Annotated in this window: 32 protein-coding genes; 17 read left to right on the top strand and 15 right to left on the bottom strand. The window is 72.8% G+C overall.

The genetic code is table 11. The features are described from left to right. Nucleotides 1-32: 32 nt before the first annotated feature. Nucleotides 33-587: an ABATE domain-containing protein gene (locus tag F7P10_RS32830; protein ID WP_218040215.1), complete on the top strand. Its 555-nt coding sequence runs from the start codon at nt 33-35 to the stop codon at nt 585-587. Nucleotides 588-600: 13 nt separating this feature from the next. Here the strand turns inward: F7P10_RS32830 and F7P10_RS32825 are convergent, their stop codons facing one another. Further along, complete coding sequence (locus F7P10_RS32825; protein ID WP_151015419.1) at nt 601-1050, bottom strand: ATP-binding protein; 450 nt, start codon at nt 1048-1050, stop codon at nt 601-603. A 391-nt stretch (nt 1051-1441) separates the two neighbouring features. Here F7P10_RS32825 and F7P10_RS32820 point away from each other — a divergent pair, with 391 nt between their 5' ends. Genes F7P10_RS32820 through F7P10_RS32810 form a run of 3 tightly spaced genes read left to right on the top strand, consistent with a single transcriptional unit; the run spans nt 1442 to nt 2658 of the window. Beyond that, nucleotides 1442-2245 (top strand): helix-turn-helix transcriptional regulator, encoded by an 804-nt coding sequence (locus F7P10_RS32820; RefSeq protein ID WP_254716152.1) that lies wholly within the window; start codon nt 1442-1444, stop codon nt 2243-2245. Between the two features lie 2 nt (nt 2246-2247). Next, a complete protein-coding gene (locus F7P10_RS32815; protein ID WP_151015415.1) occupies nt 2248-2442 on the top strand; it encodes a DUF397 domain-containing protein in 195 nt (64 codons plus the stop codon). Between the two features lie 21 nt (nt 2443-2463). After that, nucleotides 2464-2658: a DUF397 domain-containing protein gene (locus tag F7P10_RS32810; RefSeq protein ID WP_151015413.1), complete on the top strand. Its 195-nt coding sequence runs from the start codon at nt 2464-2466 to the stop codon at nt 2656-2658. 62 nt (nt 2659-2720) lie between these two features. Here F7P10_RS32810 and F7P10_RS32805 read toward each other — a convergent pair whose 3' ends face one another. The 7 genes from F7P10_RS32805 to F7P10_RS32775 form a co-directional block, all read right to left on the bottom strand. Further along, nucleotides 2721-3644: an ABC transporter substrate-binding protein gene (locus F7P10_RS32805; protein WP_151015411.1), complete on the bottom strand. Its 924-nt coding sequence runs from the start codon at nt 3642-3644 to the stop codon at nt 2721-2723. Nucleotides 3645-3668: 24 nt separating this feature from the next. Next, nucleotides 3669-4352: an ABC transporter permease gene (locus F7P10_RS32800; protein WP_151015409.1), complete on the bottom strand. Its 684-nt coding sequence runs from the start codon at nt 4350-4352 to the stop codon at nt 3669-3671. After that, nucleotides 4349-4996 (bottom strand): ABC transporter permease, encoded by a 648-nt coding sequence (locus F7P10_RS32795; protein ID WP_151015407.1) that lies wholly within the window; start codon nt 4994-4996, stop codon nt 4349-4351. Before F7P10_RS32795 ends, F7P10_RS32800 begins: the two co-directional genes overlap by 4 nt. Next, nucleotides 4996-6129 (bottom strand): ABC transporter ATP-binding protein, encoded by a 1134-nt coding sequence (locus tag F7P10_RS32790; RefSeq protein WP_151015405.1) that lies wholly within the window; start codon nt 6127-6129, stop codon nt 4996-4998. The genes F7P10_RS32795 and F7P10_RS32790 overlap by 1 nt, the downstream gene beginning before the upstream one ends. Before the next feature lie 169 nt (nt 6130-6298). Further along, nucleotides 6299-7264 carry a LacI family DNA-binding transcriptional regulator gene (locus F7P10_RS32785; RefSeq protein WP_254716151.1) on the bottom strand — a complete coding sequence of 322 codons (966 nt, stop codon included), beginning with the start codon at nt 7262-7264 and terminating at the stop codon, nt 6299-6301. A gap of 46 nt (nt 7265-7310) precedes the next feature. Next, nucleotides 7311-8351 carry a hypothetical protein gene (locus F7P10_RS32780; RefSeq protein WP_151015401.1) on the bottom strand — a complete coding sequence of 347 codons (1041 nt, stop codon included), beginning with the start codon at nt 8349-8351 and terminating at the stop codon, nt 7311-7313. 214 nt (nt 8352-8565) lie between these two features. Then, nucleotides 8566-9873, bottom strand: a complete 1308-nt coding sequence (locus tag F7P10_RS32775) for an acyltransferase (RefSeq protein ID WP_176611750.1) — start codon at nt 9871-9873, stop codon at nt 8566-8568. A gap of 188 nt (nt 9874-10061) precedes the next feature. On the opposite strand from F7P10_RS32775, the gene F7P10_RS32770 reads away from it, so the two are divergent. Next, complete coding sequence (locus F7P10_RS32770) at nt 10062-10835, top strand: SGNH/GDSL hydrolase family protein (RefSeq protein WP_151015397.1); 774 nt, start codon at nt 10062-10064, stop codon at nt 10833-10835. 43 nt (nt 10836-10878) lie between these two features. On the opposite strand, the gene egtD is transcribed toward F7P10_RS32770, so the two are convergent. Genes egtD through egtA form a run of 4 tightly spaced genes read right to left on the bottom strand, consistent with a single transcriptional unit; the run spans nt 10879 to nt 15158 of the window. After that, nucleotides 10879-11829 carry an L-histidine N(alpha)-methyltransferase gene (egtD, locus tag F7P10_RS32765; protein WP_151015395.1) on the bottom strand — a complete coding sequence of 317 codons (951 nt, stop codon included), beginning with the start codon at nt 11827-11829 and terminating at the stop codon, nt 10879-10881. A gap of 10 nt (nt 11830-11839) precedes the next feature. Next, nucleotides 11840-12571, bottom strand: coding sequence for an ergothioneine biosynthesis protein EgtC (gene egtC / locus F7P10_RS32760; protein WP_151015393.1), 732 nt, complete (start codon nt 12569-12571; stop codon nt 11840-11842). Further along, a complete protein-coding gene (gene egtB / locus F7P10_RS32755; RefSeq protein WP_151015391.1) occupies nt 12571-13938 on the bottom strand; it encodes an ergothioneine biosynthesis protein EgtB in 1368 nt (455 codons plus the stop codon). Before egtB ends, egtC begins: the two co-directional genes overlap by 1 nt. Next, nucleotides 13926-15158 (bottom strand): ergothioneine biosynthesis glutamate--cysteine ligase EgtA, encoded by a 1233-nt coding sequence (gene egtA, locus F7P10_RS32750; protein WP_151015389.1) that lies wholly within the window; start codon nt 15156-15158, stop codon nt 13926-13928. The genes egtB and egtA overlap by 13 nt, the downstream gene beginning before the upstream one ends. A gap of 284 nt (nt 15159-15442) precedes the next feature. Between egtA and F7P10_RS32745 the strand changes: the two genes are divergently transcribed. Beyond that, nucleotides 15443-16711 (top strand): RNA polymerase sigma factor, encoded by a 1269-nt coding sequence (locus F7P10_RS32745; protein ID WP_151015387.1) that lies wholly within the window; start codon nt 15443-15445, stop codon nt 16709-16711. 6 nt (nt 16712-16717) lie between these two features. On the opposite strand, the gene F7P10_RS32740 is transcribed toward F7P10_RS32745, so the two are convergent. Next, the gene (locus F7P10_RS32740) at nt 16718-18292 is read right to left on the bottom strand and encodes an MFS transporter (RefSeq protein ID WP_151015385.1); all 1575 of its coding nucleotides are present in this window, start codon (nt 18290-18292) and stop codon (nt 16718-16720) included. Nucleotides 18293-18442: 150 nt separating this feature from the next. On the opposite strand from F7P10_RS32740, the gene F7P10_RS32735 reads away from it, so the two are divergent. The 11 genes from F7P10_RS32735 to F7P10_RS32685 all read left to right on the top strand — a co-directional run bounded on the left by F7P10_RS32735 (nt 18443) and on the right by F7P10_RS32685 (nt 24887). Next, nucleotides 18443-19078: a TetR family transcriptional regulator gene (locus F7P10_RS32735; protein ID WP_151015383.1), complete on the top strand. Its 636-nt coding sequence runs from the start codon at nt 18443-18445 to the stop codon at nt 19076-19078. A gap of 223 nt (nt 19079-19301) precedes the next feature. Then, nucleotides 19302-19622, top strand: a complete 321-nt coding sequence (locus F7P10_RS32730) for a gas vesicle protein (protein WP_151015381.1) — start codon at nt 19302-19304, stop codon at nt 19620-19622. 73 nt (nt 19623-19695) lie between these two features. Next, a complete protein-coding gene (locus F7P10_RS32725; protein WP_368077496.1) occupies nt 19696-20148 on the top strand; it encodes a gas vesicle structural protein GvpA in 453 nt (150 codons plus the stop codon). A gap of 6 nt (nt 20149-20154) precedes the next feature. Beyond that, entirely contained in the window at nt 20155-20868 is a 714-nt protein-coding gene (locus F7P10_RS32720) for a GvpL/GvpF family gas vesicle protein (RefSeq protein WP_151015377.1), read from the top strand. Between the two features lie 11 nt (nt 20869-20879). Then, entirely contained in the window at nt 20880-21155 is a 276-nt protein-coding gene (locus F7P10_RS32715; protein WP_151015375.1) for a gas vesicle protein GvpG, read from the top strand. A 1-nt stretch (nt 21156) separates the two neighbouring features. Continuing rightward, nucleotides 21157-21813 carry a hypothetical protein gene (locus tag F7P10_RS32710; RefSeq protein ID WP_151015373.1) on the top strand — a complete coding sequence of 219 codons (657 nt, stop codon included), beginning with the start codon at nt 21157-21159 and terminating at the stop codon, nt 21811-21813. Continuing rightward, nucleotides 21806-22906 (top strand): SRPBCC family protein, encoded by a 1101-nt coding sequence (locus tag F7P10_RS32705; RefSeq protein WP_151015371.1) that lies wholly within the window; start codon nt 21806-21808, stop codon nt 22904-22906. Before F7P10_RS32710 ends, F7P10_RS32705 begins: the two co-directional genes overlap by 8 nt. An 80-nt stretch (nt 22907-22986) precedes the next feature. Then, nucleotides 22987-23370, top strand: coding sequence for a gas vesicle protein (gvpJ, locus tag F7P10_RS32700; protein WP_218040760.1), 384 nt, complete (start codon nt 22987-22989; stop codon nt 23368-23370). Continuing rightward, nucleotides 23367-24233, top strand: a complete 867-nt coding sequence (locus F7P10_RS32695) for a GvpL/GvpF family gas vesicle protein (RefSeq protein WP_151015367.1) — start codon at nt 23367-23369, stop codon at nt 24231-24233. The genes gvpJ and F7P10_RS32695 overlap by 4 nt, the downstream gene beginning before the upstream one ends. Continuing rightward, on the top strand, nt 24223-24435 hold the full coding sequence (locus tag F7P10_RS32690) for a gas vesicle protein (RefSeq protein WP_218040214.1): 213 nt from the start codon (nt 24223-24225) through the stop codon (nt 24433-24435). The genes F7P10_RS32695 and F7P10_RS32690 overlap by 11 nt, the downstream gene beginning before the upstream one ends. A 107-nt stretch (nt 24436-24542) precedes the next feature. Further along, the gene (locus tag F7P10_RS32685) at nt 24543-24887 is read left to right on the top strand and encodes a gas vesicle protein K (RefSeq protein ID WP_254716150.1); all 345 of its coding nucleotides are present in this window, start codon (nt 24543-24545) and stop codon (nt 24885-24887) included. A gap of 3 nt (nt 24888-24890) precedes the next feature. Here the strand turns inward: F7P10_RS32685 and F7P10_RS32680 are convergent, their stop codons facing one another. Together F7P10_RS32680 and F7P10_RS32675 are read right to left on the bottom strand one after the other, a co-directional pair. Beyond that, entirely contained in the window at nt 24891-25280 is a 390-nt protein-coding gene (locus F7P10_RS32680) for a VOC family protein (protein ID WP_151015363.1), read from the bottom strand. Continuing rightward, nucleotides 25277-25573: a helix-turn-helix transcriptional regulator gene (locus tag F7P10_RS32675; protein WP_151015361.1), complete on the bottom strand. Its 297-nt coding sequence runs from the start codon at nt 25571-25573 to the stop codon at nt 25277-25279. Before F7P10_RS32675 ends, F7P10_RS32680 begins: the two co-directional genes overlap by 4 nt. Nucleotides 25574-25728 lie beyond the last annotated feature (155 nt).

Raw genomic sequence — 25728 nt, 5'->3', positions numbered from 1 at the left:
CCGCCGCACGCGTCACCGGTCAAGATGGTGACGTGGATTTCGCGTTCGTGAGCGGCGCCCCCTCCCTCGACCTGGCCGGCACCGTGGGGTCACGCCGGAACGACCCCGTCGACGCCCTGACCGGCCCCGCGGACCTCGAACGGTGGACGTCCGAATGCCCCGGCCTTCCCGATCGCGTCACCGTCGACACCGCCGCCTTCGAGGCCGCGCTGACGCTGCGGGAGGCGCTCTACCGGCTCGCGCTGGATCGCATCGAGGGCCGCCCCTTCCAGCCGGACGACCTCGCCGTCGTCAACACGGCCGCGGCCGGACCTGCGCTCTCCGTCCGGCTCGACGACTCGGGGCTGCACACGTCGGGAGACGCCCGCGCCGTACTCACGCATATCGCGCGGGACGGCATCGCCGTGCTCGCCGACCCGCACGTCCGTCTCAAGGAATGCGGCCGGACCGGCTGCACCCGCGTCTACATCGACCGTTCGCGCGGCGCGCGCCGTACGTGGTGCGGGATGGCCGAGTGCGGCGACCGCGTCAAGGCCGCGGCCTACCGAGCGCGCCGACGGGCCGCGAACCGCGAGCCGACCGGCTGAGGCGTCGGCCGCGTCACCTCACCGCCGGACGGCCGGGACGCGCGTCCGCGCGCGGGAACGTGGCGCGGACGGTGCGGCCCCGCTCGTCGCCCGTCCAGGACCAGGTCGCGGCCAGGGCCTCCACGGCGAGCAGCCCCCGACCGCCCTCCGCAAGGCCGGCGATGTCCCGCAGCCGCGGCTCCCCCGGCCCGCCCTCGTCGGCGACGTAGACGATGACGCCTGCCAGGTCCATGCAGATCTCCACGGCGAACCGGCCGCCGCAACGGCCGGACCGCGTGTGCCGGATGGCGTTGACGGCCAGCTCGTCGACGACGAGGAGGACGTCATCCAGGGCCGGGAAGTCGGCCAGCAGGTGCGCGGCGAAGGCGCGCACGGATCGGATCTGCTCCGCCCTGCCGCAGAACCCGCGCCGCCAGTACATCGACGTCCCGGACTGGTCGGGACCGGAAACGGCGAGCAACATCGATCACCTCACGAAGTCGGCGTGTGTCGGACGACCTCATACTTGGCGGCCCCTCGCCCGCCCGTCCGCCGAACCGGCCGGACACCTGGCCGTACGGCGACCGGGTACGTGCGGGCGGTGGACCTCGTGGCGCACGATGTCCACGGCCCGCACGTTCACCACGGGAACGTTCACCTGAGTGACATGACACCTTCGATCCCACGTCCGAAGCCACCGCCAATCTCCAACACACTCTGAGATCACGTGATAACAACGAGTTGACATGCCGATTTCGGTCGGCACTCGCCCCCTGGGCTTACCGGCCCGATCTTGGAGGTCACCGGTGACGAGTCCCTACGTCCGACGCCGCCGCCTCGCCGAGGAACTACGAAGCCTCCGTGAGAAACAGGACATGACCGCCGACGAACTCTCCAGGCTGATCTTCAGATCCCGCACGACGATCTCCAAACTGGAGAACGCACGCTGCCGCCCCGACGTCGCCGACGTCATGAAGATCCTCGACGCTCTGGGCGTGACGGGTGACAGGTGGACGGCGATCCTCACCCTCGCCGGTCAGGCCGCCGACCGCGGCTGGTGGGACGCCTTTGGCAACACCATGGGCGCGCGCCAGCGGATGTACGCCGATATCGAATCCGACGCGAACACGATCCGCGGCTATTACCAGGTGGCCGTCCCCGGAATTCTGCAGACGCCCGACTTCACTCAGGCCCTCGTCGAGTACGACAAGACCGAAGGACCATTGATCTATCGCCCTGACCGCATGATCGAGGCACGCCAGCGCAGGCAGCAGGTCGCCCTGCGCTCCGGCGGACCAAGATGCGATTTCATTCTGGACGAGTTCGTCATCCGCCGCCTGGCTGTCCCACCGCGCGTCATGAGCAACCAGCTTCGCCATCTGGTCGAGACCGTCTCCACCTGGCCTCACCTCACGGTGCGCCTCTTGCCGGTCGAAGCGCGCATCGAAGGTGGTCTGGCACGGTCGACCTTCACGATCTACAGCTTCCCGGACCCTGACGACCCAACAATGGCGATCGCCGACACGATCAGCGCAGACGTCGTCCACACCGAGCCGGTCGAGGTCACTCGTTACGCGGAGTTATTCGAACGGCTGAGAGATGCCACGACCTCTCCCGCACGGAGCCTCACACTCCTGGAAGAGGCCGCGAACGAGCTGGCCGGTCTGGCAGGATCGTAAGCATGACTTCCCGGTACGAACACTGGCGCAAGTCCAGCCACAGTGCTGCCAACAGTGACTGCGTCGAGGTAGGTCGCTCCGCCGTCGGCCTGATCGGCGTGCGCGACAGCAAGCAGGACGGCACCGGCCCCGTCCTCGACCTCACCCCTCGTGAATGGGGCACCTTCCTGCAGGCCATCCGCTCCACCGGCACCTGAGAAGAGGATCGGGGCCTCCCCATGACCACGCATTACGGCACCTGGCGAAAGTCCAGCCACAGCGCTCCCAATGGCGAGTGTGTCGAGGTCGGTCTCTCCGTCGAGGGCACCGTCGGCGTGCGCGACACAAAGCAGGACGGCGACGGCCCCGTCCTGGACCTCACCCCTCATGAATGGGGCGCCTTCCTGGAGGCCGTCCGCTCCATCGGCGCCTGAACCCCCGGACGGCGAGAGCCCGCCGTCCCTGGGGGCGGCGGGCTCTCGGGTGGGGTGGCGGGTCAGGCCAGGGCGTTCTGCTTGAGCCACTCCTCGGCGACCTTCTCCTGGTCGTCCTTGTCGACGACGATGCGCTTCATCATGTCGAGGAGGTGCTGGGTGGTGAGCTTGGCGGAGACGGCGTTGAGGGCCGTGCGGGCCTGCTCGTTCACGCCCTGCTCGTAGACGAGCGGGGTGACGTTCTGGGCGCTGAAGACGTGCTTCGGGTCCTCCAGGACGACGAGGCCGTGTTCGGCGATCATGGGGTCGGTGGTGAACAGGTCGGCGGCCTGGATCTCGTCGTCGAGGAGCAGTTCGACGAGGGTGGCCTGGGCGCCGGCGTCGAGCGGCTGGAACTTCTCGAACTTCAGGCCGTACTGGCCCTCGAGGCCCACGAGGCCCTGCTGGCGGGTCTTGAACTCCGACGGGCCGCCGATCGTCATCTGGCCCGCGACGGGCTCGAGGTCGGCGATCGTCTTCAGGTCGTGCTCCTGCGCGGTCTCCTTGGTGACGGTGACCGAGTCCTTGTCTTCGGCCGTCGATGAGTCGAGGATCGCGGCGCCCTCCGGGAGCTTGGCGGTGAGCTCCTTGTTGATCTCCTCGGTGGTGGCGGCCTTGCTCTCCGGGTCGACCGAGGTGGTCAGCAGGGCGCCGTTGTACTCGGGCATCACGTCGATGCCGCCCTTGACGACCTGGTCGTAGTAGACCTCGCGGGCGCCGATGTTGAACTTGCGCTCGACCTCGAGGCCCTTGCCTTCCAGGGCCTGCGCGTAGATCTCGCCGAGCAGGGCGCTCTCGGGGAAGTTGGCGCTGCCGACGGTGATGGCGGACGAGTCGCCGCCGCCACCGGCGAGCGGGTTGTCGTCACCGCCGTCCCCGCCGCCGCAGGCGGTGAGGCTGAGCGCCGCCACCAGACCCACGACGGTGCCGCGGATGTAGTGCTTCATGTGTGATTCCTTCCGTGGGGACGGTCAGGAGCGGGCCGTTCCGAGCAGGCCCGGTGAGACGAGGAGGCGGCGCAGCACCGCGAAGACGGACTGGACGAGCAGTGCGAGCGCCACGACGAGGACGGTGCCGCCGACGACGAGCTGGTAGTCGTTGCGGGCGAGACCGTCGATGATGTAGCGGCCGAGGCCGCCGAAGCCGGGGTAGGCGGCGAGGGTGGCGGTGGCGACGACCTGGATCGCCGAGGTGCGCAGGCCGAGAAGGATCAGCGGCATCGCCATCGGCAGTTCGGCCCGCCACAGGACGCCCCAGCCGGTCATGCCCATGCCGCGCGCGGCGTCGCGGGCGTCGGCGTCGACGCCGCGGACGCCCTCGTAGGTGTTGACGAGGATCGGGGGGACGGCGAGGGCGACGAGCGCGATCAGGACGGGCGTGATGCTGTAGTCGATCACGACGATGACGAGAACGAGCCCGAACGTGGGGATCGCGCGGGCGACGTTGGCGAGGCCGGTCGCGAGGAACCCGCCGCGGCCGGTGTGCCCGACCAGGAGGCCGAGCGCGAGCCCGATGAGGGCGGCGAAGAAGAGGGACGTGCCGCTGTAGATCAGGTGCTGCCAGAGGCGGTGCGGGATGCCGTTGGCGCCCTCCCACTGCTCGGCCGACGTTAGCCAGCTCCAGGAGAGGTCGATCTGGTTCCACAGTTCGTTCATGAGGTACCTCGCGCGCGCGCCCACGGGGTGAGGATGCGTTGCAGGACGACCAGGAGGCCGTCGGTGATCAGGGCGAGCAGGACGATCAGCACCGAGGCGGCGAGGATCTGCGTGGGGAACTGGAGCTGGTAGCCGCGGACGATGTCGTAGCCGAGGCCGCCCTGCCCGATCAGCTGCCCGACGGCGACGAGGCTGATGGACGACACGGCGGCGACGCGGGTGCCGGCGATCACGACGGGGACCGCGATGGGCAGTTCGACGCGGACGAGGCGGCGCAGGGGGCCGAAGCCCATCGCGGTGGCGGCCTGCCGCACGGGTTCGGACACCGAGCCCAGGCCGTCCACGACGTTCGGGATGAGCACGGAGAGGCTGTAGAGGGTCAGCGGGATGATCACCGTGGACGGGGTCAGCCCGGTGTACTGGATGAAGACCATGAACAGTGCGAGCGACGGGATCGCGTACAGCACGTTCGCGAGGGTGAGCGCGGGCGGGTAGAGCCAGCCGAAGCGGCGGCACAGCACCCCGAGCGGCAGCGAGATCAGCAGCCCGAACAGCACCGGCAGGAGGGCGAGGCGCAGGTGCAGCAGGGCGTTCTCGCCGAGGTCGGAGGTGTGCTCACCGATCCAGCCCCAGTCGATTTCCATCAGGCCGAGGCACCTTCCCTGCCGGGCTCGGGCTGCGGTCTGGTGCCGGACCGGCTGATCGCGGCGCTGAGGTCGGCCTGGTCGGCGAGGCCGAGGACGCGTCCCTCGCCGTCCACGGCGATGGCCCGGCCGGACGGCGACAGGATCGCGGCGTCGAGCGCCGCGCGGATCGAGTCGTCCTCGACGGAGAACGTGTGCCCGATCGGGGCGAGCCGGGCGTCGGCGAGGACGCCGTCGGCGGGCAGCGCGGCCGCGGCGGCCCAGCCGAGGGGACGGCCCCCGACGTCGACGACGAGGGTCCAGCCGTCGGCGGCGTCGCGGGCCCGCTCGACGGGCGCGTCGGCGGGCAGGATGCCGTGGTCCGACAGCGGCGCCTCGGACGCGGGAACGAACGAGAGGCGGCGGATGCCGCGGTCGTGCCCGATGAATCCGGCGACGAAGTCGTCGGCGGGGCGGGCGAGGAGGTCCTGCGGGCTGTCGACCTGGACGAGTTGCCCGCCGGTCCGGAACACCGCGATGCGGTCGCCGAGCTTGATGGCCTCGTCGACGTCGTGGGTGACGAACACGATCGTCTTGTGCAGTTCGGCCTGCAGGCGCAGGAACTCGTCCTGCAGTTCGGCGCGCACGACCGGGTCGACGGCGCTGAACGGCTCGTCCATCAGCATGATCGGCGGGTCGGCGGCGAGCGCGCGCGCCACGCCCACGCGCTGCTGCTGCCCGCCGGACAGCTGGAACGGGTAGCGGCCGGCCATCGCCGGTTCCAGGCCGACGAGCTTCATCAGCTCGTGCGCCCGCTCGCGCGTCTCCCGCTTCTTCCTGCCGAGCAGCCGGGGGACGGTCGCGATGTTGTCCTCGATCGTCCGGTGCGGGAAGAGCCCGGCGTGCTGGATGACGTAGCCGATGCCGCGCCGCAGTTCCGCGGGCTTGCGGTCGCGGACGTCCCCGCCGTCGATCAGCACGCGCCCCGCGGTGGGGTCGACCATCCGGTTGATGGTGCGCAGCGCGGTGGTCTTGCCGCCGCCCGACGTGCCGACGAAGACGGTGATCTCGCCGGTGGGGCACTCGAGGCTGACGTCGTCGAGCGCGACGGTGCCGTCGGGGAAGCGTTTGGTGACGCCCTCAAAGGTGATCAAAGCGGGATCACGTCCTCGCTGGGCGCCGGAGACGCCGATGTTCGATTTCGGCCATCTGCCCAACCGTAGCCAATGGGTACCCCAGGTGCAGCGTCCCTATATGACCGGAACGTCACCTATATAGGGTCGTGACCCGGACCGATGTGACCATCGCCATAGCCGGTTCCGGTCACCGGCCGCCGGTGGACGTGCGGACGCGCAGGGCCGGTTCGCGCACGACGCGGCCCCCGTCGCCCGTCCCGTCCACACCCTCGACGACCAGGTCGACCGCCGCGTCGACGATGCCGTCGATGTCCCAGTCGACGCTCGTCAGCGGCGGGGTCAGCAGCGCCGACATCGGGTGGTCGTCGTACCCGCAGACCGCGACGTCGTCCGGGACGCCCAGGCCGAGTTCGCGGGTCGCGGCGTACACGCCGTAGGCCATCGAGTCGGTGAAGCAGAAAACCGCGGACGGACGGTCCGAAACCCCGAGCACGCGCAGCGCGGCGGCGGTCGCGGCGGCGAGGCCCTGCGGCACCACGACGACGTCGGCGCGCAGCCCGAGCCGTTCGGCCTCCGCGTTGACGTGCACGTCGGCCGGACGGTCCGGGGTGCTGGCGCGGGTCGAGGTGAACACCGCGAGGCGCCGGTGGCCGAGGTCGCGCAGATGCTCCAGCGCGAGCGTGACGCCGCGCCGGTTGTCGAACACGACCTCGCCGTGCGACCGCCCGCCGTGCAGCGCGTCCCCGATCGACACCACCGGGACCGTCCCCGCCAGGTCGGCCCACAGCGCGGCCGACGGGTCGAGCGGCTGCACGATGAGGCCGTCCACCCGCTGGTCGCGCAGCCGCCGGGCCAGCGCCGCCTCGCGCTCCGGGTCGCCGCCGGCGTCCACGATCAGCGCGTACCGGTCGCGGGCGAGCAGCGCGCGGCCGATGCCGACCGCGAGGGACTGCTGCCAGTAGTCCTCCAGCGAGCCGCACAGCAGCCCGACCTGCCCGGTGCGCCCGCTGGCGAGCGCGCGGGCGATCGGATGGACCTCGTAGCCGAGCCGGGCGGCCGCCGCGCGGACCCGCTCCTGCGTCCGCTCGGACGTCTGGACGCCCCGGAGCGCGTACGACACCGCGGCGGGCGAGAGGCCCGTCGCTTCGGCCACTTCCCGGATGGTCGCGCGTTTCCGCCTCGCCGCCACCCTCCACACACTATGCGGCGGTGATGACAGATCGCCCTTCCCCGATCAACCGGTCGGTCAAGGCGCACACCGCGACGGCCACGGCGAAGGAGACGGCCGCGCCCCTCAGCAGGCCCGCCTCGTAGTAGAGGTCCGTCACCGCGCGCACGGCGGCGTACCCGGCGAGGCCGCCGGCGAGCACCGCCGCCGACGCCTGCCCGCACCACAGCAGCGTCCGGTTCCGGGTGGCGCCGGACAGGCTCTCGCGGAGCGTGAGCACCGCCGCCGCACCGCACACCAGCAGCCCGGCCGCGCCCGCGAGCAGCGGTGACCCGACGTTCGGCCCGTACCGGACGGCGAGCGCCGGCACGAGGAACAGGACGAGCGCGTACCGCAGCGCGATCCGCGCCGACGCCGAGGCCCGGCCCGGCTCCCCGCCGGGCAGTCGTCCGGCGGCCGTCCGCGCGGCCACGAGGACGACCACGGCGACCAGCGCTCCCGGCAGCCGTCCGCCCAGATGCGCGAGGTTGTAGAGCAGCGCGGTGTCGTAGACGGTCAGCACCAGATGCCCAAGCGCCCACACGGACGCGGCGAACGCGAGCATCTGCCCGAGCGACGAGACCTCCGGGCCGGCGCCGTCCCGCCGTGCGAGCCACTGGACGAGCGGCGGCGTCGCCACCGCCGCGCACACCCGGATCACGATGTCCTCGGTCGTGTACGGGTTCCGCAGGTCCCACTCGACGGCACAGAACACGAACGTGTAGGAGAGGGACGCCGCCCAGACGATCCACGAACCGGCCACACGCCGGTACAGGCCCCGATCCAGCCACCGCAGGACCGTCACGTAGGCGAGCAGCACGAGGGGCAGTTCGAGGAACGCCTGCACCCGCAGGACGGACGGTGCCAGCAGTCCGGGATTCGGGACCCGCTCGGCGACCGCCCGCATCACCGTCCCGTCCGCCAGCGCGAACCACCCGTCCGGCAGGTACCGGGACACGAACGTGACGTCCCCGTCGTGCACGCGCAGCACGTAGACCGTGAACAGGATCTGGTTCACGTACACGAGCGCCACGACGAGGCCGAGAACGACCTCAGGACACGCGAGCCTGGACGTCCACGGGCGGTCTTCGTCCCTCAGGCCGCCCGGTAGCGGACCCGCCCCACGCACACGGGCCGGGCGGTCTTCGTCCCTCAGGCCACCCGGAAACGGACCCGCCCCACGCACACGCACCGGACGCCCTCCGAGCCTCCCCGGAGGCCGGTCGGTCGCCCGCGACGGCCGGCGTTCAGGTTCGGGCTTGGTCAGGAGCGGGGCGGTCGTCAGGCTCGCCGCCGTCGCCACCAGGACCGCGCCGTCCACCCAGGGGTTCATGCCGCGCCAACCTAGCGGCCGGGGCGGGCGCGGCGGCGCGGACGGGTTCCAGGGACGCGCGGAGGCGGGCCTTCATCCAGGGCGCGGCGGGGCGTTCGACGAGGCGGTACACCGCGTAGGAGAGCGCCAGGGACGCGGCGATGGTGATGGCGAGCGTGCCCCAGCGGCCGACGCTCGGATAGAGGGCGTCGATGAGCGGGAGCGCGAGCTGCGAGTGCACGAGGTACAGCGGGTACGTCAGGGCGCCGAGGACGGTCAGTCCGCGCCACTTGATCCAGCTGAGCTTGCCCAGCGCGATGAGGCTCATCAGCGCGAAGATGCCGGTGACGGCCGCGACCGCGACGAGTTCGTTGGCCTCTTCCCACGCCGTGCGCGCGCGCCAGGCGCCCCAGTGCATCGCCAGCAGCCACGAGACGGCGACGTATCCCCAGAGCAGCAGCGTCGGGCCGAACTTGTAGATCAGGAAGAGGGCCATGCCGCCGATGAAGTACGGGCTCCACGTGGGGAGGAGCATGACCTGCAGCAGTTCGTTGTCGGCCTGGTTCGCGTAGAGGCCGCCGAACATCCAGGCGGCCATGAAGACGAGGCAGGAGCGGTACGTGATGCCGATCCCCGCGAGGACGGCGACGAGCACGTAGAAGTGGAGCTCGACCCAAAGCGTCCAGAACACGGCGTCCACGTTGCGGACGTCGAGGCCGCCCTGCAGCATCGTGAGGTTCGGGATCACCAGGCCCGGCACGCCGTGGCCCATCTTGAACACGGCGTACACGGCCGCGCCGAGCAGCACGCTGAACCAGTAGGCCGGCATGAGCCGCACGAGGCGCGAGATGCCGAACTCGCCGGGGCCCCGCCCCCACGCGCTCAGCAGGATCACGAACCCGCTGATGACGAAGAAGAGGTCGACGCCGAGGTACCCGTAGCTCGTCACGGCGCCGACGCCGGGGAACAGGTCGAGCGACGGCACGGGCCACGCGCCCGCGCCGTTGAAGCCGGTGAAGTGGTACAGCACCACCGCCAGCGCCGCGAGGAAGCGCAGCAGGTCCAGCTCGCGGAGCCGGCCGTGCCCGGGGCGTCCGCCCGCCGGGAGTCGCGGGACGTCCCGCCGGGGACGGTCCCGCGGGGGCCGGTCGTCCGGGGGGCGGGCGGGCGGGGGGAGTTCGGGCCGGGACCGGACCGCCGTCGGCGGTGCCGCGTCCGCGGGCAGGGGCTCGTGTCGGGTCACCGGCGGAACCCTTTCGGGGCCGGGTTTCCCGGCGAGTACCCGAACGTGAGTATCGGGTGAACGGCGGGTGTAGCTCAGGTCTCGAAAAGGACGACACGCACAGGGGCGCGTGGAGCGGTCCGCTCACGGGACGGTGATCGTGTCAGTAGAATGCGGATGCATCCCCCAGTTCTCTTTGGACGGTCTCCATGTACCTTCGCCGCGCCCGTCGCGGCGCGGCGTTGACGCTGTGCCTTGCTCTGCTGGTCGGCCCGTGGGCCGTCGCGGGCTGCTCGGCGGTCGCCAACCCGGTGCACAGCTCCGCGGTGGCGGACGGCCCGTCGCAGTCGGCGTCGGCGGCGCCGCGGACGACCCCGCCGGTGGTCATGTTCCTCGGCGACAGCTACACGGTCGGTGAGGTCGGCGTGATGGAGGAGGAGACGTACGCGGCCGCGACCGCGCGGCTGCTCGGCTGGCAGGTGATCATCGGCGGGCGCGGCGGCACCGGGTTCGTGAAGACGACGAACGGCGAGGACGACTTCCTCGGCATGTTCGAGCTGCAGCTCGGCTGGCGGCCCGCGCCGGACCTGCTGATCGTGTCCGGCGGTCACAACGACCGGCGGCTGTCCGGCCCGCAGGTCGCCGCCGCCGCGCGCACGCTGCTGGACCGGGCGGCGCAGCGCTGGCCCGGCACCCACCTCGTGCTGATGGGCCCGCTGTGGGGCAGCGGGTCCCCGACGCCGCAGGTGCTCGGCGTCCGGGACGGGCTGAAGGGGCTCGCGGGGCGGCTCGGCGTCCCGTTCGTCGACCCGATCGCGGAGCGGTGGATCACCGGCACGCCGCTGGGCGGCGGCAACGCGGCCCGGTACATCAAGCCGGACGGCACCCACCCGACCGAGGCGGGCCACCGCTACCTGGCGACCCGGCTGGCCGCCGCCATCGAAAGTCTCGGGCTCGCCGAGCCCGTCCGCGACACGCCGTAGCCACCCGGACGGGCTCGCACGACCGAGACCGGACGGGACGGGCTCAGGCGGGGCGCGCGAGGCTGAGCGAGAAATCGCCCGCGGGGTCGGTCCAGAACTCGGCGAGCGCGAGCCCGGCGGCGCCCAGCTCGGCCTCGAGGCGTTCGCGGCGGAACTTCGCGGAGATCTCGGTGCGCATCTCCTCGCCCGCGGCGAACGACACGTCCAGGTCGAGCCCGCCGATCCGCACGTGCTGGTCGCGGACGGACCGCAGCCGCATCTCGATCCATTCTTCGGCCGCGTTCCAGCGGGCGACGTGCTCGAAGCCGGACGGGTCGAAGTCGGCGCCGAGCTCGCGGTTCAGCACCCGCAGCACGTTCTTGTCGAACTCGGCGGTGACCCCGGCGGCGTCGTCATAGGCGCGGACGAGCCGTCCGGCGTCCTTGACGAGGTCGGCGCCGAGGAGGATGAAGCCGTCGTCGCCGAGGGTCGCGCGGAGCCCGCCGAGGAAGCCGATGCGCTCGGCGGGCGGCATGTTGCCGATCGTCCCGCCGAGGAACGCGACGAGCGTGCGCTCCCCGCCCGGCAGCAGGTGCAGGTGCTGCTCGTAGTCGGCGGCGACCGGCCGGACCCGCAGGCCCGGATGGTCGGCGGCGATGCCGCGCGCGGCGTCCTCCAGGAAGTCGGCGCTGACGTCGACGGGGACGTAGGTCGTCAGGGTGCCGGCGAGGGCGTCCAGGAGGAGGCGCGTCTTCTCGCCCGACCCGGCGCCGAGTTCCAGCAGGGTGCGGGCGCCGGTCGCGGCGGCGATGTCGGGCGCGCGGGCGGTGAGGATCTCCCGTTCGCGGCGCGTCGGGTAGTACTCGTCGAGCGCGGTGATCTCCTCGAACAGCTCGCTGCCGCGCTCGTCGTAGAACCACTTGGGCGGCAGCGTCTTGGGGGTGGCGGTGAGGCCCTCCCGGACGTCGGCGCGCAGCGACTTGGACAGGTCGTCGGCGGTCAGGAACCGGTCCACGTGGGTCTCCTTAAAGGGATTCGATGCGGACGCCGGACGCGTGGTCGGCGGTGACGAGGCTGCGGTCGGGCACGCGCTTCCAGCCGTCGTCGTCGAGCGGTTCGGACGCGATCCGGATCGCGTCGGCGTCCTCCCGGACGAACAGGCTGTCGCCCCAGGTGGTGGCGGCGAGGGACGTGCCGTCGGCGGCGAGCAGGTTGTAGCGGCCGGGGGCGAGCGCGGTGACGGCGGCGACGGTCGCGGCGAGGCCCGCGCCGAGCGCGGCGCCGTCCCGCCAGTGCCGGGCCGCGATGGCCAGCAGCGGGGCGGAGTCGAGCGGGGCGCGGGCGTCCGGGACGCGCGCGACGTCGCCCGCCAGCTCCCGGAGCCGGCCCTCGACCTCCGCGTACCCGTGGACGACGCCGTTGTGGCTGAACAGCCGGCCCTCGGCGCGGAATGGCTGGGCGCCCGACTCGTCCACCGGGAACCCGGTGGTCGCCGACCGGACGGCCGCGATCGCGCACGGGGCCCGCACCGTGGCGGCGATCTCGCGGAACGACGCGTCCGTCCAGAGGGGCTGCGCCCGCCGGAACCGGACGGACTCGCCGCCCGCGTACCAGCCGACGCCGTACCCGTCGGCGTTGAGGAGGTTGCCCTGCGTCATGCGGGGCGCGTACGCCTGCGATTCGAGGGAGTGCTCGCCGTCGTAGACGAGCGAGTGCAGGGTGCGTTCCGGGCCCAGGTACCCGAGGTGGCGGCACATCAGCGGGCTCCGGCGTCGCGCGCGCAGCGGAACCCGGAGAAGATCTGCCTCCTGATCGGGTAGTCCCAGTTGCGGAACGAGCCGCGGACGGCGAGCGGGTGCGTCGCCCACGACCCGCCCCTGAGCACCTTGTACTCGGGGCCGAAGAAGACCTCCGAGTACTCCCTGTAGGGGAAGGAGCGGAAACCCGGGTAGCCGTGGAAATCGGACGACGTCCACTCCCAGACATCGCCGAGCATCCGGCGCACCCCGTACGCGGACGCACCGGCGGTGTAGGAGCCCTCCTGGGACGGGCGAAGCGCGCGCTGCCCGAGGTTCGCGCGTCCTGGCTCGTACACCTCTCCCCACGGGTACTTCCGGGACCGTTGTACGGCCGGGTCCCAGCGCGCGGCCTTCTCCCACTCGGCCTCGGTCGGGAGCCGCTTGCCGGCCCAGCGGGCGTAGGCGTCCGCCTCGTACCAGCACACGTGCTGGACGGGCTCGCCGGGCGGCACGGGTTCGGTCTTGCCGAACCTGCGGCGGAGCCACTGGCCGCTTTCCCGTTCCCAGAACGCGGGGGCCCGTTTACCGCTCTTGTTGCGCCATTCCCAACCGGCTTGGGTCCACCATTGCGGGTCGTCGTATCCGCCCGCGTCCATGAACAGCAGGTAGGCGGCATTCGACACCGGTTCCGCGTCGATGTAATAGGACGGAACGTCCACGATGTGCACCGGGCGTTCGTTGTCGTACGCCCACGGTTCGTCGGACGTCCCCATCTGGAAGGGCCCGCCCTCGATCAGCACCTCGTCCTTGTTCGGGGCGCCGTTCCGGGCGCCGCCCCGGGGGCCGTCCGTCTGGACGATCTCGTCCGGCGGGTCGAGCAGCGCGGGCGCGCCCTTGCGGAGCTGGTGCGTGGCGAGCATGGTCTCGTCGTGCATGTGCTCGTGCTGCACGACCATCCCGTAGACGAACCCGCCGCCGGTGAGCGGGTCCGGGGTGTCGAACGGGACGGACGGCAGGGCGTCCAGCACCTTCGCCCGGACCGTGGAGATGTACGCGCGCGCCTCGTCCGGGGGCAGCAGCGGCAGTGCCGGACGCTCGGCGCGGGGATGCTCGAACGCGTCGTACAGCCCGTCGATCTCGGGGCGCATCGGCTCGGCGCCCGCGGCGGCGCGCAGCAGCCACAGCTCCTCGTAGTTGCCGATGTGCGCGAGGTCCCACACGAGTGGCGACATCAGCGGCGACACCTGGGAGACCAGGTCGTCCTCGGCGAGCACGTCGGTGGTCAGGCCGAAGCTGCGGTGCCGGGACGCGCCCAGCTCGGCGGCGATCAGCTCCTTCAGCGCGTCCTCGTCGGGGATCGGTTCGTCTCGGGTCACAGGGGGCATGTCGGGTCCTCCTCCTCGGCCGCGTTCTGGTCCGGCAGGTCGTCGTCGGCGGGGCAGCGGCCGCGCTCCACGTACCGTCCGGCGTACTCGGCCACCAGCGGGACCAGGCCCGGCGCGCCCATCCGGGGCAGCGCGTCCAGCGCGGCGGCGAAGCAGGCGCGGGCGGCGGCGGCCAGCGGCGGGTCGGCGAGCCCGGACCGCGCGGCCTCCGCCCACCGGTCCGCGACCGGCTCGGCCGCGGCCTCCGCGAGCGCCGCCGCCGCCGGATCGTCCAGCAGCGCGGCGGTGACGGCGACCGGGACCGCCCAGTACGGCCCGGGGAGCGCGTCGATCATCCGCAGTTCCAGCCAGCCGCGCGGGCGGACGGGCGGGAACAGCGTCGACAGGTGGTAGTTCAGGTCGTCCGGGCCGGGCTCGCCCTTGCCGAGCCACTCCAGGAACGACATGCCGGGATCGGACACCCACTCCCCCGAGGCGGTGTGGACGAGCATGACGCGGGCGTCCAGCGCGTACCGCGTCCACGCCTCGGCGGGGTCGCCGCCGTCGCCGTCGCGCAGGACGGGCAGGGTGCGGCAGGGGTCGAGCTCGGTCCAGATGCCCTGCCGGGACGACCGCAGCCCGGTGCGCCGCCCGGCGCGGACCGGCGAGTTCGCGAACGCGGCGACCAGCACGGGGCCGAGCGCGTGCGCGAGCCGCCAGCGGCGGGCGGCGTCCGCGCGGTCGGCGCCGATGTCGACGCAGACCTGGACCGACGCGGTGGAGCACATCATGGCCTCGCCCGCGTCGGGGAAGCCGCCGGAGCGGAAGTAGTCGCGCATGCAGTGGTAGCGGGGGTGCTCGGCCTGGAAGCGGGGACGGCGGGACGGATCGACGCCGTGCCCGACGAGGTCCAGTCCGGCCGGGGCGAGAACGCCGCGGACGCGCTCGATGTCGGCGGCGAGCGCGGCGTGCAGGGCGGCCAGGCCGGGATAGGGCGCGGAGCTGAGCTCCAGCTGGCCTCCCGGCTCGTAGGTCACGGCGCTCCCGCCGGCGAGCGGCCCGGCGGCGTCGGCGTCCGCGTCCATGAGGGCGCGGACCCGTCCGGCGGGCACGTGCGCGCCCGGATCGGCCGCGTCGACCACGAACCACTCGGTCTCGGCGCCGACCGTCCCGGGCGGGCCGGTCTTGAAGCAGACACCGTGAATGTGCTGGTAGACGTCGTCAACGGTCAGCCCCGTCACCCCTGACTCCTCTGCTCCGGCAACGAGTCGGGTTCCTTCCCTGCTGAACCGCATCAGATATCCGGCGTTTTTCATGATCTTCCTTAAATCTCCGTGAACATCACACTTCGCACGCGTCGCGATCACCCTCCGTGGCATTTCACGAATCCCCCATTACCGGACTTCTCACCTCTTGACGCGACGCGCTAGAGTCCCGTCAACCACCGGTGTGCGCGCCCTCCCGATCGGTACGTCGATCGGGAGACCGGGCGCCGGTCCCCCGCAGCGGACGACGTGGAGGTCATATGCGCGCAGACACGGGTTCGCTCTACGACGCGCACGCGGACCGTCTCTACGCGTACTGCTGGTCCCTCGCCGGCGACCAGATCGCGGCCGCCGCGCTCGGCGACACCTTCACCGCGGCCGTCCACCGGCCCCCGCGCGGCGACGGCGTCCTGTGGCTGTACTCGCTCGCCCGGACGGTCTGCGCCGACCGGGGCGCGTTCGCCGCCCGCGGCGCCCCGCTGTTCGCCGATCCCGACCCGCTGCTGCGCGCCGCCGCGGCCCTGCCCTCCGACCACCGCGAGGCGCTGCTGCTGCAGGCGGGCGAGTGGCTGGAGATCCCCGACATCGCGCGGCTGCTCGGCGTCGCCCCCGACACCGCCGCGCAGCTGGTCGAGTCCGCGCGGGCCCGGCTGGAACGGGCCGTCCTCGACATCCTCATGCGCGGCACGACCGAGCCGCGGCTCGACCTCATCACCGCGTTCGAGAAGGGCAAGCTGCCCCGGCTGCTCGCGAGCCGCGCCCCCGCGCACGCGCCCGGCTGGCTCCGCGAGCGCGTCATCGCCGCCTGCGAGGAGGAGGCGGCCCGGGACGTCCCGACCGTCACCGCCCCGATCCCGCTCGTCGTCGTCGGCCGGGACCGGCCAGCGCAGACACGCCGCCGCAAGGGCCTCGCGGCCGGCTGGTCCCGGGGGCTCGGCGCCGCGGCGGGCGTCGCGGCCTCGGCGGCGGCCGTCATCGGCCTGCTGGCGTCGTGGCCGGCCGCCCGCGGCACCGGATCGTCGTCGGCCACGATCGTCCCCTCGTCCGGCGAGGGCCGGACGCAGCCCGCGTCCGTCTCGCCCAACGGCACCGGCCACACCCCCGCCGACGCCGGGGCCGGGTCCGACGGGGCGCCGAGCCCGTACGGCGACTCCCGGCGGCCCGCGGCGCCGGCCGGACCCGCCGCGCCGGGCGGCGGCGCGCCCGCCGGTTCGTCCGGCACGTCCGGCTCGTCCGCCGGGGGCTCCGGGGAGGGCCGCACGTCCGCGCCCGCCGCGAAGCCCGAACCGGGCGCCCCGGCGTCGGACGGGCGCGAGCAGGAGTCCGGGAAGCCGTCCCCGTCCGGCACGCCGTCGAGCCCGCCCGGCGAGACCCCCGCGGCACCGCCGGAGACGACTCCCCCGGGCGACGGCTCGACGCCTCCGACCACTCCCCCGGACACCGGCACCGGCACGCCGCCGCCGGCCACGACGCCGCCGCCGTCCGGCACGCCCAGCCCCACCTCGAATCCCGCGCCCGACCCGAGCTGACCCCGGTCAGACCGCCGCCGCGCCCTCGACCGGCGACGATCCGCGCCGGACGAACAGCGCCGCGAGCACCGCGACCGCGGCGACGGCCGCCGCGACGGTCAGCGACGCCTGGAAGCCGTCCATGAACGCCTGATGGCTCCCGGCCGTGATCGCGTCGGCGGCGGGCTCCGGCGTGCCGGGCGGCACCGGCGCGACGCCCTGCGACACGAGCCCCTCCTGCCCGGCGAGCCGCTGCGCCGCCGCGTCCGGGACGCCCGCGTCGGTCAGCCGCCCGAACAGCACGTCGCCGACCCGGCCGGACAGCAGCACCCCGAGCACCGACGTACCGAGGACGCCGCCGACCTGCGACGCGGTCTGCTGCAGCCCGCCGGCGACGCCGGCCAACCGCGGCGGCGCATTGCCCACGATCGCCTCCGTCCCGGCGACGATCACCATGCCGAACGCCAGCCCCATCAGCACGAACCAGGGCCACAGCTCGACGTAGGGGGCGGAGACCCCGGCGCGCGACAGCCCGAACAGCGCGACCGCGGTGAACGCCATCCCGAGCGCCAGCGGCACCCGCGGCCCGAACCGGTTGGTCAGCACCCCCGCGATCGGCGACGCGACGATGAACACGGCCGTCATCGGCAGCAGCCGCACGCCCGCGTCCACCGGGCTCATCCCGTGCACCTGCTGCAGGTACAGGGTGATGAAGAAGATCGTCCCGAACATCGCGAAGAAGCCGAGGACGATCAGCCCTGTCGCGGCCGACAGCGACACCGACCGGAACAGGCTGAGCGGCAGCAGCGGGCGCTCCACCCGCCGCTCCTGCCAGACGAACGCCGCGAACAGCACCACCGCGACGGCGAACGACACGCGCGGCACGCCCGCGCCGAAGCCGTCCTCGCCCGCCCGGATCAGGCCCCACACGAGCGCGAACAGCGCGCCCGTCAGCAGCGCGACCCCGGCGAGGTCGAACGCCCCGCGCGCGTCGTCGTCCCGCGACTCGCGGATCACCCACATCCCCACGGCCAGCGCGACCAGCCCGAGCGGGGCGTTGACGAAGAACACCGATTCCCAGCTGACGTTCTCCACCAGCAGCCCCGCCACGATCGGGCCGCCCGCGATGGAGACCCCGAGCGTCGCGCCCCACACCCCGATCGCGGTGTTGAGCCGCTCGGCGGGGAACGTGTTGCGCAGGATCGCCAGGCTCGCCGGCTGCAGCAGCGCTCCCGCGAACCCCTGCACGACCCGCCAGAAGATCACCGCGCCGAGCCCGCCGGACAGCCCGATGAGGACGCTGGACACGGCGAACCCGACGACGCCCGCCAGGAACGTGCGGCGCCGCCCGAACCGGTCGGCGATCTTCCCCGCGGGGATCAGCGTCACGGCCAGGGCCAGCAGGTACGCGTTGGTCACCCACTGCAGGCCGGACAGGCTCGCCCCGAACTCCCGCGCGATCGCCGGGTTGGCGATCGCGACCACGGTCGCGTCGAGCCCCACCATCATCACGCCCAGCGCGACCGCGAGCAGCGTGAGCCACGGATGCCCGTGCCCCGCCCGTTCCCGCGCCCGCACGGGCCTCTCGAGCACTTGCGTCATCGTGCGTCCTCCCGATCGACTGGCCTCAAAGTGTCATGACGCGACACTTGTCGTCAACCGCCGAGAGTCGCTATACGACAATCGTCACAGTCGGCCAATAGTCGGCGCAAGACGCTTTACCCGCCTCCACCCGGCCGTTAAGATTCGCCCATGACCGCGACCGTCCCCGACGCCCGGCCGCCGGGCCGGCGGGAGCGCAAGAAGCAGCGCACCCGCGAGTCCCTCGTCGACGCCGCGTTCGCCCTCTTCGCCGAGAAGGGGTTCGACGCGACGACCGTCGAGGAGATCGCCGACGCCGTCGACGTGTCGTCCCGCACGTTCTTCCGCTACTTCGCCTCGAAGGAGGACGTCGCGCTCACCTTCCAGGACGAGCAGCTCCGCGCCGTCCTGACGATCCTGGCCGAGCGCCCGGCGGACGAACCGATCATGACCGCGCTGCGACACACGGTCGTCCAGGTCGCCCGGGCCTGCGAGAGCGGGGAGCTCGGCTTCACGCCCGAGCGCTTCGAGTGCCTGATCTCGATGACGGCCGACAGCCCGGCCCTGTCGGCGGGCAGCCTGGAGCACGCGCAGCGCAAGCAGCTGCTCCTCACCGAGGTCATCGCCGCGCGGATGGGTCTCGACCCCGCCACCGACCTGCGCCCGCACGTCGTCGCGGCCGCCTCCCTCGGCGCCTTCCGCACCGCCGCCGAGGCCCTGCACAACCCTCGGCTGGGCTACCCGAGCCTCGCCGACGCCGCCGACGCCGCCTTCGCCGTCCTGGAGAACGACCTCAACACCCGCTGAGGCACCGCGCCGCCGAGTTCCCCCTCCTCAGGGCTGGGTGGGCGGCTTTCGCGCGCCCGCCGACCGGTCGCGCGCGCCGCGTATCGCCGTCCGCGGCACCGCCGGTCGAAGACCGAAATGCCCGAGAGGTGTGGATTCCTCAGAACGGGTACGACAGGGGCCGTCCGCAATAACAGACAACGCGACCGCCCTCAACCCCCCGCCCCCAAATCCTGAGGAAACCATGACGAACGACCGACAGGACGATGGCGAGGCCGCCCGAACCTCCGCCTCCGGCTCCCCCCGGTTGACCGCCCGCGACGCCATCCGCGGCGCCGCCGTGCAGCTCGCCGAGCTGCTCGGCGCGCAGCCGGACTCGGTGTCGGCGCTGCAACCGCGGGACGAAGGCGGCTGGGTCGCCGACGTGGAGGTCGTGGAGATCGAGCGGATCCCCGACACCTCCAGCGTCATGGCGACCTACCGGGTGACGCTCGACCCGCGGGGCGAACTCGTCGGGTACGAGCGGACGCGGCGGTACGCGCGCGGACAGCTGGACCGGACCTGAGAACGGCGCCCCGCGCGGGAGGCGATCTCCCCGTGGGCCCCGGGCCGAACGAAGGGAGCCCCCCATGACCGTCATGCAGCAACAGCAGGCACGCCCCGCCGCCGGCGGCGGCGGGAGCTCGAGCCTCTACGACGTCCTCGAGCTGATCCTCGACAAGGGACTGGTCATCGACGCGTTCGTGCGCGTCTCGCTGGTCGGCATCGAGATCCTCAAGATCGACATCCGCGTCGTCGTGGCGAGCGTCGACACCTACCTGCGCTTCGCCGAGGCCTGCAACCGGCTCGACCTGGAGTCCGGCCGCAAGGCGCCCACGCAGCTCACCGACATCGTCGGCGACTCGGTGGAGAGCGGCGCCAAGGGCAAGTCGAAGGGCGCGCTGACCGGCGCCGTCGAGGCGTTCAGCGAGTCCCTGCAGAAGGGCCGGGACGGCGAGGAGGAGGAGCCCGCGGAGCGCAAGAGCCGCTCGTCCTCGTCCTCATCGTCCTCGACCGCCCGCCGCGGCACCCGGCGCAAGGAAGGCGAGTAAGCGGCCATGCCGGTCTACGTCTACGCGATCACCGATGCCGACCACCCGCACCGGCTCGACGACCTCAAGGGCGTCGGGGAGTCCGCGGGCCCGCCGACGACCATCGCGGGACGGTCGCTGAAGGCGGTGGTGAGCGACGCCCCCGCCGACCTGCGGCCGAAGCGGCGCGAGCTCCTCGCGCACCAGGCCGTCCTGGAACGGCTGCTGGAGGACGGCGCCGTCCTGCCGATGCGCTTCGGCTTCGTGGCGCCGGGCCGGGACGAGGTCACGGGCGCGCTCGACGAGAACGCGGACACCTACGCGGCGACTCTCAAACGGCTCTCCGGCCGCGTCGAATACCACCTCAAGGCGGGCCGCGACCAGGACGACGTCCTGCGGGAGATCCTCGCCGAGTCGGCGGAGGCTCGGCGGCTCAACGAGGCCACCCGGCGGGACCCGGCCGCGCACGGCGACAAGATGGCGCTCGGCGAGCTGATCTCCCAGGAGGTCGTGCGGCGCAACGACGCCGCCGCGCGGGAGATCGTGGACACGCTCGCGCCGGGCGCCGCGCAGGTCGCGCCGGGCGAGGCTCGCGGCGAGCACTTCCTCGCCGTGTCCTTCCTGGTGGACCGGGCACGCGCGGCCGGGTTCGCCGACCTGGTGCAGGACGAGCGGGCGCGCCGCGGCGACGGCTACGAACTGACGCTGCACGGGCCGCTGCCGCCCTACAGCTTCGTCTGACGGAGGAGCGCATGGGCCTGATCACGCAGGTGCTGACCCTCCCGCTCGCCCCGGTGCGGGGCGTGGGCTGGGTGCTGGACCAGGTGGTCCAGGAGGCCGAGCGGGAGTACTACGACCCCGCGCCCGTCCGCGCCGAGCTGCGCGAACTCGAACGGGCGCTGATCGAGGGCCGGATCGACGAGGAGGAGTTCGACCGCCGCGAGGACGAGCTGCTGGACCGGCTGATCTGGCTGGAGGAACGGTGGCGCGAGATCGGCGGCGACCGGACGACCACGGAAACGGGATGAGATGACGAACAACGCGAAGATAGCCGTCGCGCTGGTGGGGGGATACCTCCTCGGGCGCACGAAGAAGGCGAAGATGGCGATCGGCCTGGGCATGTTCCTGGCCGGCAAGAAGATCAGCCTGGACCCGAAGGAGCTGAGCCGGCTCGCGCTGGCCTCGCCGCTGGTGAGCGGGTTGAGCGACCAGGTGCGCAAGGATCTGGTCGACGGCACCCGGACGGCGCTGACGTCCGCGGTCACCCAGCGCGCGAACACCCTGGCCGACACGCTGCACGAGCGCACCCTCGACCTGAACGACCCGCTCGACCTCGGCGGACGGGACGGCGAGAAGTCCGACCGCGACACCGAGCGCGACACCGAGCGCGACACCGAGCGCGACACCGAGCGCGAGGCCGGCGGGGCGGACGCCCGGGACGAGGACGCGCCGGACGACGCGCGGGACGCGGGCGGCGACGGCGACGGCGACGGCCGGGCCCGCGAGGACGGACGCCGCCGCGGCGGCACCCGCAAGACCGCCCCCGCCTCCTCGACCGCCCGCCGGACGACCGGCAAGGCGTCGTCCGGCGGACGGTCGGCCGCGCGCAAGACCGCGGGGACGGCGCGCAAGACCGCGTCGTCCGGCCCGCGGAAGGCGGCCCGGCGGGGTGACGCCGATGCCTGAGTCGACGATGAGCAAGGTGAAGGACGACGTGGTGGGCAACCCCGCCACGGACCGGCTGAAGAACGAGCTGCAGTCCTACCTGCAGGCACGCGCGATGAAGGCCGTGTCGGGCCTGGGCGAGCGGATCGGCCAGGGCGCCGGGAAGTTCGCCGAGGGCGGCTCCCCCGGCGGGCTCGTCGGCGGGCTCGCCAAGGGCGGGCAGGCCATCGGCGAGGGCAAGTCGCCCGGCCAGGCCGCCGTGAAGGCCGGCGGGTCCATGCTGAAGGACCGCGTGAAGTCGATGTTCGGCATGGGCGGCAAGAAGGGCAAGGGCGGCGGCGGCAAGTCCAAGAGCGTCGTCATCATCGAGGACGTCGACGTGGGCGTCCCGGTGCGCGAGGCGTACGACCAGTGGACGCAGTTCCAGGAGTTCGCGTCGTTCGCCAAGGGCGTCGTCAGCGTCGACCGGGCCGACGACACCAAGAGCAACTGGAAGGTGAAGGTCGCCAAGTCGACGCGGAGCTGGCAGGCGAGCGTCACCGAGCAGGTGCCGGACCGGCGGATCAGCTGGACGTCCGAGGGCGCCAAGGCCACGGTCAAGGGCGTGGTGACGTTCCACCCGATCACCGACGACCTCACCCGCGTCCTGCTGGTCCTCGAGTACTTCCCGAAGGGGCTGTTCGAGAAGACCGGCAACATCTGGCGGGCGCAGGGCCGCCGGGCGCGGCTCGACCTGAAGCTGTACCGCAAGTTCATCATGACGCGCGGCGAGGCCACCGACGGCTGGCGCGGCGAGATCCGCGACGGCGAGGTCGTCGTCGAGCACGAGGAGGCCGTCGAGGAGGAGGAGCGCGCCCGCGAGGAGGCCGCCGAGGACGCCCCGGAGGACGCCGCCGCGCAGGACGCCGAGGACGCCGAGGACGTCGCGGAGGACGAGGAGTACGCGGACGAACCGGCCGAGGACGCCGAGTACGACGACTACGAGGAAGAGGAGTACGAGGACGACGGGGACGAGCCGGCCGACGAGTACGAGGAGGAGGAGCCCGACGAGGAGATCGACGATGAGACCGACGAGGAGCGCGACCGGGCCGAGGCCGGCGCCGGCCGCCGCTGACGCGGCGGTCGCGGTGGCCGCGGCGCACCACGACGACCGGACAAGGCGGGTATGACATGTCCGACTCACTGGCGGGCCGCATGGGGCCGTCCACCGGCGTGAGCCCGTACGCCGCCCGCGACGGCGGATCGTCGGCGAACCTCGCCGACATCCTGGAGCGGGTGCTGGACAAGGGCGTCGTCATCGCCGGCGACATCCAGATCAACCTGCTCGACATCGAGCTGCTGACCATCAAGCTCCGCCTGCTCGTCGCCTCCGTCGACAAGGCGAAGGAGATGGGCATCGACTGGTGGGAGCACGACCCGTCGCTCTCCTCGCACGCGCGGCGCCCGGCCGTCGGGGCGAGCACGCCGCGCGGGCCCGACTCGCTGGCGGAGGAGAACGCGCGGCTGCGCACGGAGCTCGAGCGGCTGCGCGAGGTGGCCGGGCTGCCCGCCGCCGACCGGGAGGAGGACACCCGATGACCGTCGCACCGACCCCGGCGACGCCGCCGGTCGCGCGGGACGAACTGAGCTACGTGTACGCGGTCGGCCCGCGCGGCCCGGAGCTGGCGCGGGCCGCGCCGGAGCTGACGGGCCTGCAGGACCGTCCCGTCCACACCGTCGAGGCGGGCGGCCTGGCGGCCGTCGTGTCGCGCGTGCCGGAGGCGCAGTTCGGCGAGGAGGGGTTCAAGGCCCAGCTGGAGGACCTGGGACGGCTCGAGGTGATCGCCCGCACGCATCACGGGGTGGTCGACGCGCTGTTCCGGGCCGTGACCGTCCTCCCGCTGCGGCTCGCGACCGTCTACCGGGACGACGAGCGCGTGGCGGCGATGCTGGAGGAGTCGCGCACCGAGTTCGGCGGGCTGCTGGACCGGCTCGCGGGGCACCTGGAGTGCGGGGTGAAGGTGTACGCGCTGCCGCCCGACCCGCGGAACGCGCCGTCCGCCCCCGCCCGGACGGGCGGCGCGGGCGGCGAACGCGGCGCCGCCGGGAGCAACCCCGGCCGGGACTACCTGCGGCGGCGCAAGGCGCAGCGCACCCGCCACGAGGACTCCGCGCGCGAGGCGGCCGAGACCGCGGCGCGGGTCCGCGAGGTGGCCGCCGCGCACGCCGTCGACCGGGTCGCGCACCGCCCGCAGCAGGGCGAACTCGCCACCGGGGAGGGCCGCAACATCACCAACGAGGCCTACCTGGTGCCGGCGGGGACGACCGGGGCGTTCGCGGAGGCCGTCCGCGCGGCGGCCCGGGACCTGCCGGGCGTGCGCGTCGAGGTCACCGGGCCGTGGGCGCCGTACAGTTTCGCGACGCCGCCGCCCGTCGAGGACGGGGGCCGGCGTGGCCGATGACGTCCTGCTGCGCGGGTTCGACGAGGAGCCGGCCCTCGCGGGCCATCAGGTCGCGCTGATCGACCTGCTCGACCGGCTGCTGAACACCGGCGCCGTGCTGACCGGCGACCTGGTGCTGTCCATCGCGGACATCGACCTCGTCCGAATCAACCTGCGCGCCGTCATCCATTCCGTCACGCCCGACGACCCCGCGCCCTGGTGAGCACCGTGCACGAAGAACACCGAAGACAGGAACACCGAGGACAGGAACACCGCAGCCCCGCCCCGTCCGGCCGTCCCGCCCCGCCCGGCGACCTGAGGCTGGACGGGGTGGCCGACGCCGCCGCGCGCGCCTTCGAGCTGCTGCCCGCCCCGCCGGGCGAGCCGAAGGTGCCGAGCGTCGCCGAGCGGCTGAACACCGACCCCGAGACGGTCGAGCGCGACCTGGTCAAGCTGGTGCTGACCGTCGTCGAGCTGCTGCGGCAGCTCATGGAGCGGACGGCGCTGCACCGGGTGGACCAGGGCGATTTGACCGAGGAGCAGGAGGAGCGCATCGGCATGACGCTGATGACGCTCTACGACCGGATGGAGGATCTCTGCGACCGGCACGGGCTGACGATGGACGAGCTCAACCTCGACCTCGGCCCGCTCGGCACGCTCCTCCCGCCCTCGTGACCGTCACCCGTTCAGGTGCTCGATCTGCAGGAGGTTGCCGCAGGTGTCCTCGAAGACGGCGGTCGTCGCGGGCCCCATGTCGACGGGGTCCTGGACGAAGCGGACGCCGCGGCCCTTCAGCCGCTCGGCCTCGGCGTGGACGTCGTCCACGGCGAACGGGATGATCGGGATGCCGTCCGCGACGAGGGCCTCCTTGTAGGGCTTGACGGCCGGGTGGCCGTCGGGCTCCAGGAGCAGCTCGGTGCCCTCGGGCTGCTCGGGGGAGACGACGGTGAGCCAGCGGGCCTCGCCCATGTCGATGTCGTGCTTCTTCACGAATCCGAGGACGTCGGTGTAGAAGCGCAGGGCCTTCTCCTGATCGTCGACGTAGACGCTCGTGATGTGGATCTTCATCGTTGCCTCGCGTTCGGCTTGAGCCACCGGTCGGCGATGCGCTCAAGCGGTTCGGTGTCCAGGTCGTGGAACTTGTAGCGGCCCTCGCGCCGGGTCCGGACCAGGCCGGCGGCCTCCAGCACCGCGAGGTGCTGGCTGATCGCCTGCCGGGACGAGCCGAGCCCGTGCCGCATCGTGAGGCGCCCGCAGAGCTCGAAGAGCGTCTGCCCGTCGCGTTCGGTGAGCTCGTCGAGGATCTTCCGCCGCGTCGGATCGGCCAGGGCCTTGAACAGATCATCCGCCACGGGATCCATGATACGCAAGCCCCTACTTGCCTATCAAGCCGTGACGTGGCCGTTTACCCCCGCCCTGGTGAGGGATGGCGGTAGGCGGCACGGTGGCCGAAAAATCTCGGGCGGGATGTCGAGGACCGGGAGGCGGCTCCGATCGACAGGTGCGGGCGCCCGCT

The organism is Actinomadura sp. WMMB 499 (assembly GCF_008824145.1).
Classification (GTDB): Bacteria; Actinomycetota; Actinomycetes; order Streptosporangiales; family Streptosporangiaceae; genus Spirillospora.
Note: the sequence above shows the minus strand (reverse complement) of the source record. Positions and strands in the feature narration are given on the sequence as shown.

What these genes read in the sequence shown, in the direction of transcription:
- F7P10_RS32825 (WP_151015419.1), bottom strand. Translation starts at nt 1,050, where the DNA reads ATGTTGCTCGCCGTTTCCGGTCCCGACCAGTCCGGGACGTCGATGTAC.
- F7P10_RS32820 (WP_254716152.1), top strand. Translation starts at nt 1,442, where the DNA reads ATGACCGCCGACGAACTCTCCAGGCTGATCTTCAGATCCCGCACGACG.
- F7P10_RS32815 (WP_151015415.1), top strand. Translation starts at nt 2,248, where the DNA reads ATGACTTCCCGGTACGAACACTGGCGCAAGTCCAGCCACAGTGCTGCC.
- F7P10_RS32810 (WP_151015413.1), top strand. Translation starts at nt 2,464, where the DNA reads ATGACCACGCATTACGGCACCTGGCGAAAGTCCAGCCACAGCGCTCCC.
- F7P10_RS32805 (WP_151015411.1), bottom strand. Translation starts at nt 3,644, where the DNA reads ATGAAGCACTACATCCGCGGCACCGTCGTGGGTCTGGTGGCGGCGCTC.
- F7P10_RS32800 (WP_151015409.1), bottom strand. Translation starts at nt 4,352, where the DNA reads ATGAACGAACTGTGGAACCAGATCGACCTCTCCTGGAGCTGGCTAACG.
- F7P10_RS32795 (WP_151015407.1), bottom strand. Translation starts at nt 4,996, where the DNA reads ATGGAAATCGACTGGGGCTGGATCGGTGAGCACACCTCCGACCTCGGC.
- F7P10_RS32770 (WP_151015397.1), top strand. Translation starts at nt 10,062, where the DNA reads ATGTACCTTCGCCGCGCCCGTCGCGGCGCGGCGTTGACGCTGTGCCTT.
- egtC (WP_151015393.1), bottom strand. Translation starts at nt 12,571, where the DNA reads ATGTGCCGCCACCTCGGGTACCTGGGCCCGGAACGCACCCTGCACTCG.
- egtB (WP_151015391.1), bottom strand. Translation starts at nt 13,938, where the DNA reads ATGCCCCCTGTGACCCGAGACGAACCGATCCCCGACGAGGACGCGCTG.
- F7P10_RS32745 (WP_151015387.1), top strand. Translation starts at nt 15,443, where the DNA reads ATGCGCGCAGACACGGGTTCGCTCTACGACGCGCACGCGGACCGTCTC.
- F7P10_RS32740 (WP_151015385.1), bottom strand. Translation starts at nt 18,292, where the DNA reads ATGACGCAAGTGCTCGAGAGGCCCGTGCGGGCGCGGGAACGGGCGGGG.
- F7P10_RS32735 (WP_151015383.1), top strand. Translation starts at nt 18,443, where the DNA reads ATGACCGCGACCGTCCCCGACGCCCGGCCGCCGGGCCGGCGGGAGCGC.
- F7P10_RS32730 (WP_151015381.1), top strand. Translation starts at nt 19,302, where the DNA reads ATGACGAACGACCGACAGGACGATGGCGAGGCCGCCCGAACCTCCGCC.
- F7P10_RS32725 (WP_368077496.1), top strand. Translation starts at nt 19,696, where the DNA reads ATGCAGCAACAGCAGGCACGCCCCGCCGCCGGCGGCGGCGGGAGCTCG.
- F7P10_RS32720 (WP_151015377.1), top strand. Translation starts at nt 20,155, where the DNA reads ATGCCGGTCTACGTCTACGCGATCACCGATGCCGACCACCCGCACCGG.
- F7P10_RS32715 (WP_151015375.1), top strand. Translation starts at nt 20,880, where the DNA reads ATGGGCCTGATCACGCAGGTGCTGACCCTCCCGCTCGCCCCGGTGCGG.
- F7P10_RS32710 (WP_151015373.1), top strand. Translation starts at nt 21,157, where the DNA reads ATGACGAACAACGCGAAGATAGCCGTCGCGCTGGTGGGGGGATACCTC.
- F7P10_RS32705 (WP_151015371.1), top strand. Translation starts at nt 21,806, where the DNA reads ATGCCTGAGTCGACGATGAGCAAGGTGAAGGACGACGTGGTGGGCAAC.
- gvpJ (WP_218040760.1), top strand. Translation starts at nt 22,987, where the DNA reads ATGGGGCCGTCCACCGGCGTGAGCCCGTACGCCGCCCGCGACGGCGGA.
- F7P10_RS32695 (WP_151015367.1), top strand. Translation starts at nt 23,367, where the DNA reads ATGACCGTCGCACCGACCCCGGCGACGCCGCCGGTCGCGCGGGACGAA.
- F7P10_RS32680 (WP_151015363.1), bottom strand. Translation starts at nt 25,280, where the DNA reads ATGAAGATCCACATCACGAGCGTCTACGTCGACGATCAGGAGAAGGCC.
- F7P10_RS32675 (WP_151015361.1), bottom strand. Translation starts at nt 25,573, where the DNA reads ATGGATCCCGTGGCGGATGATCTGTTCAAGGCCCTGGCCGATCCGACG.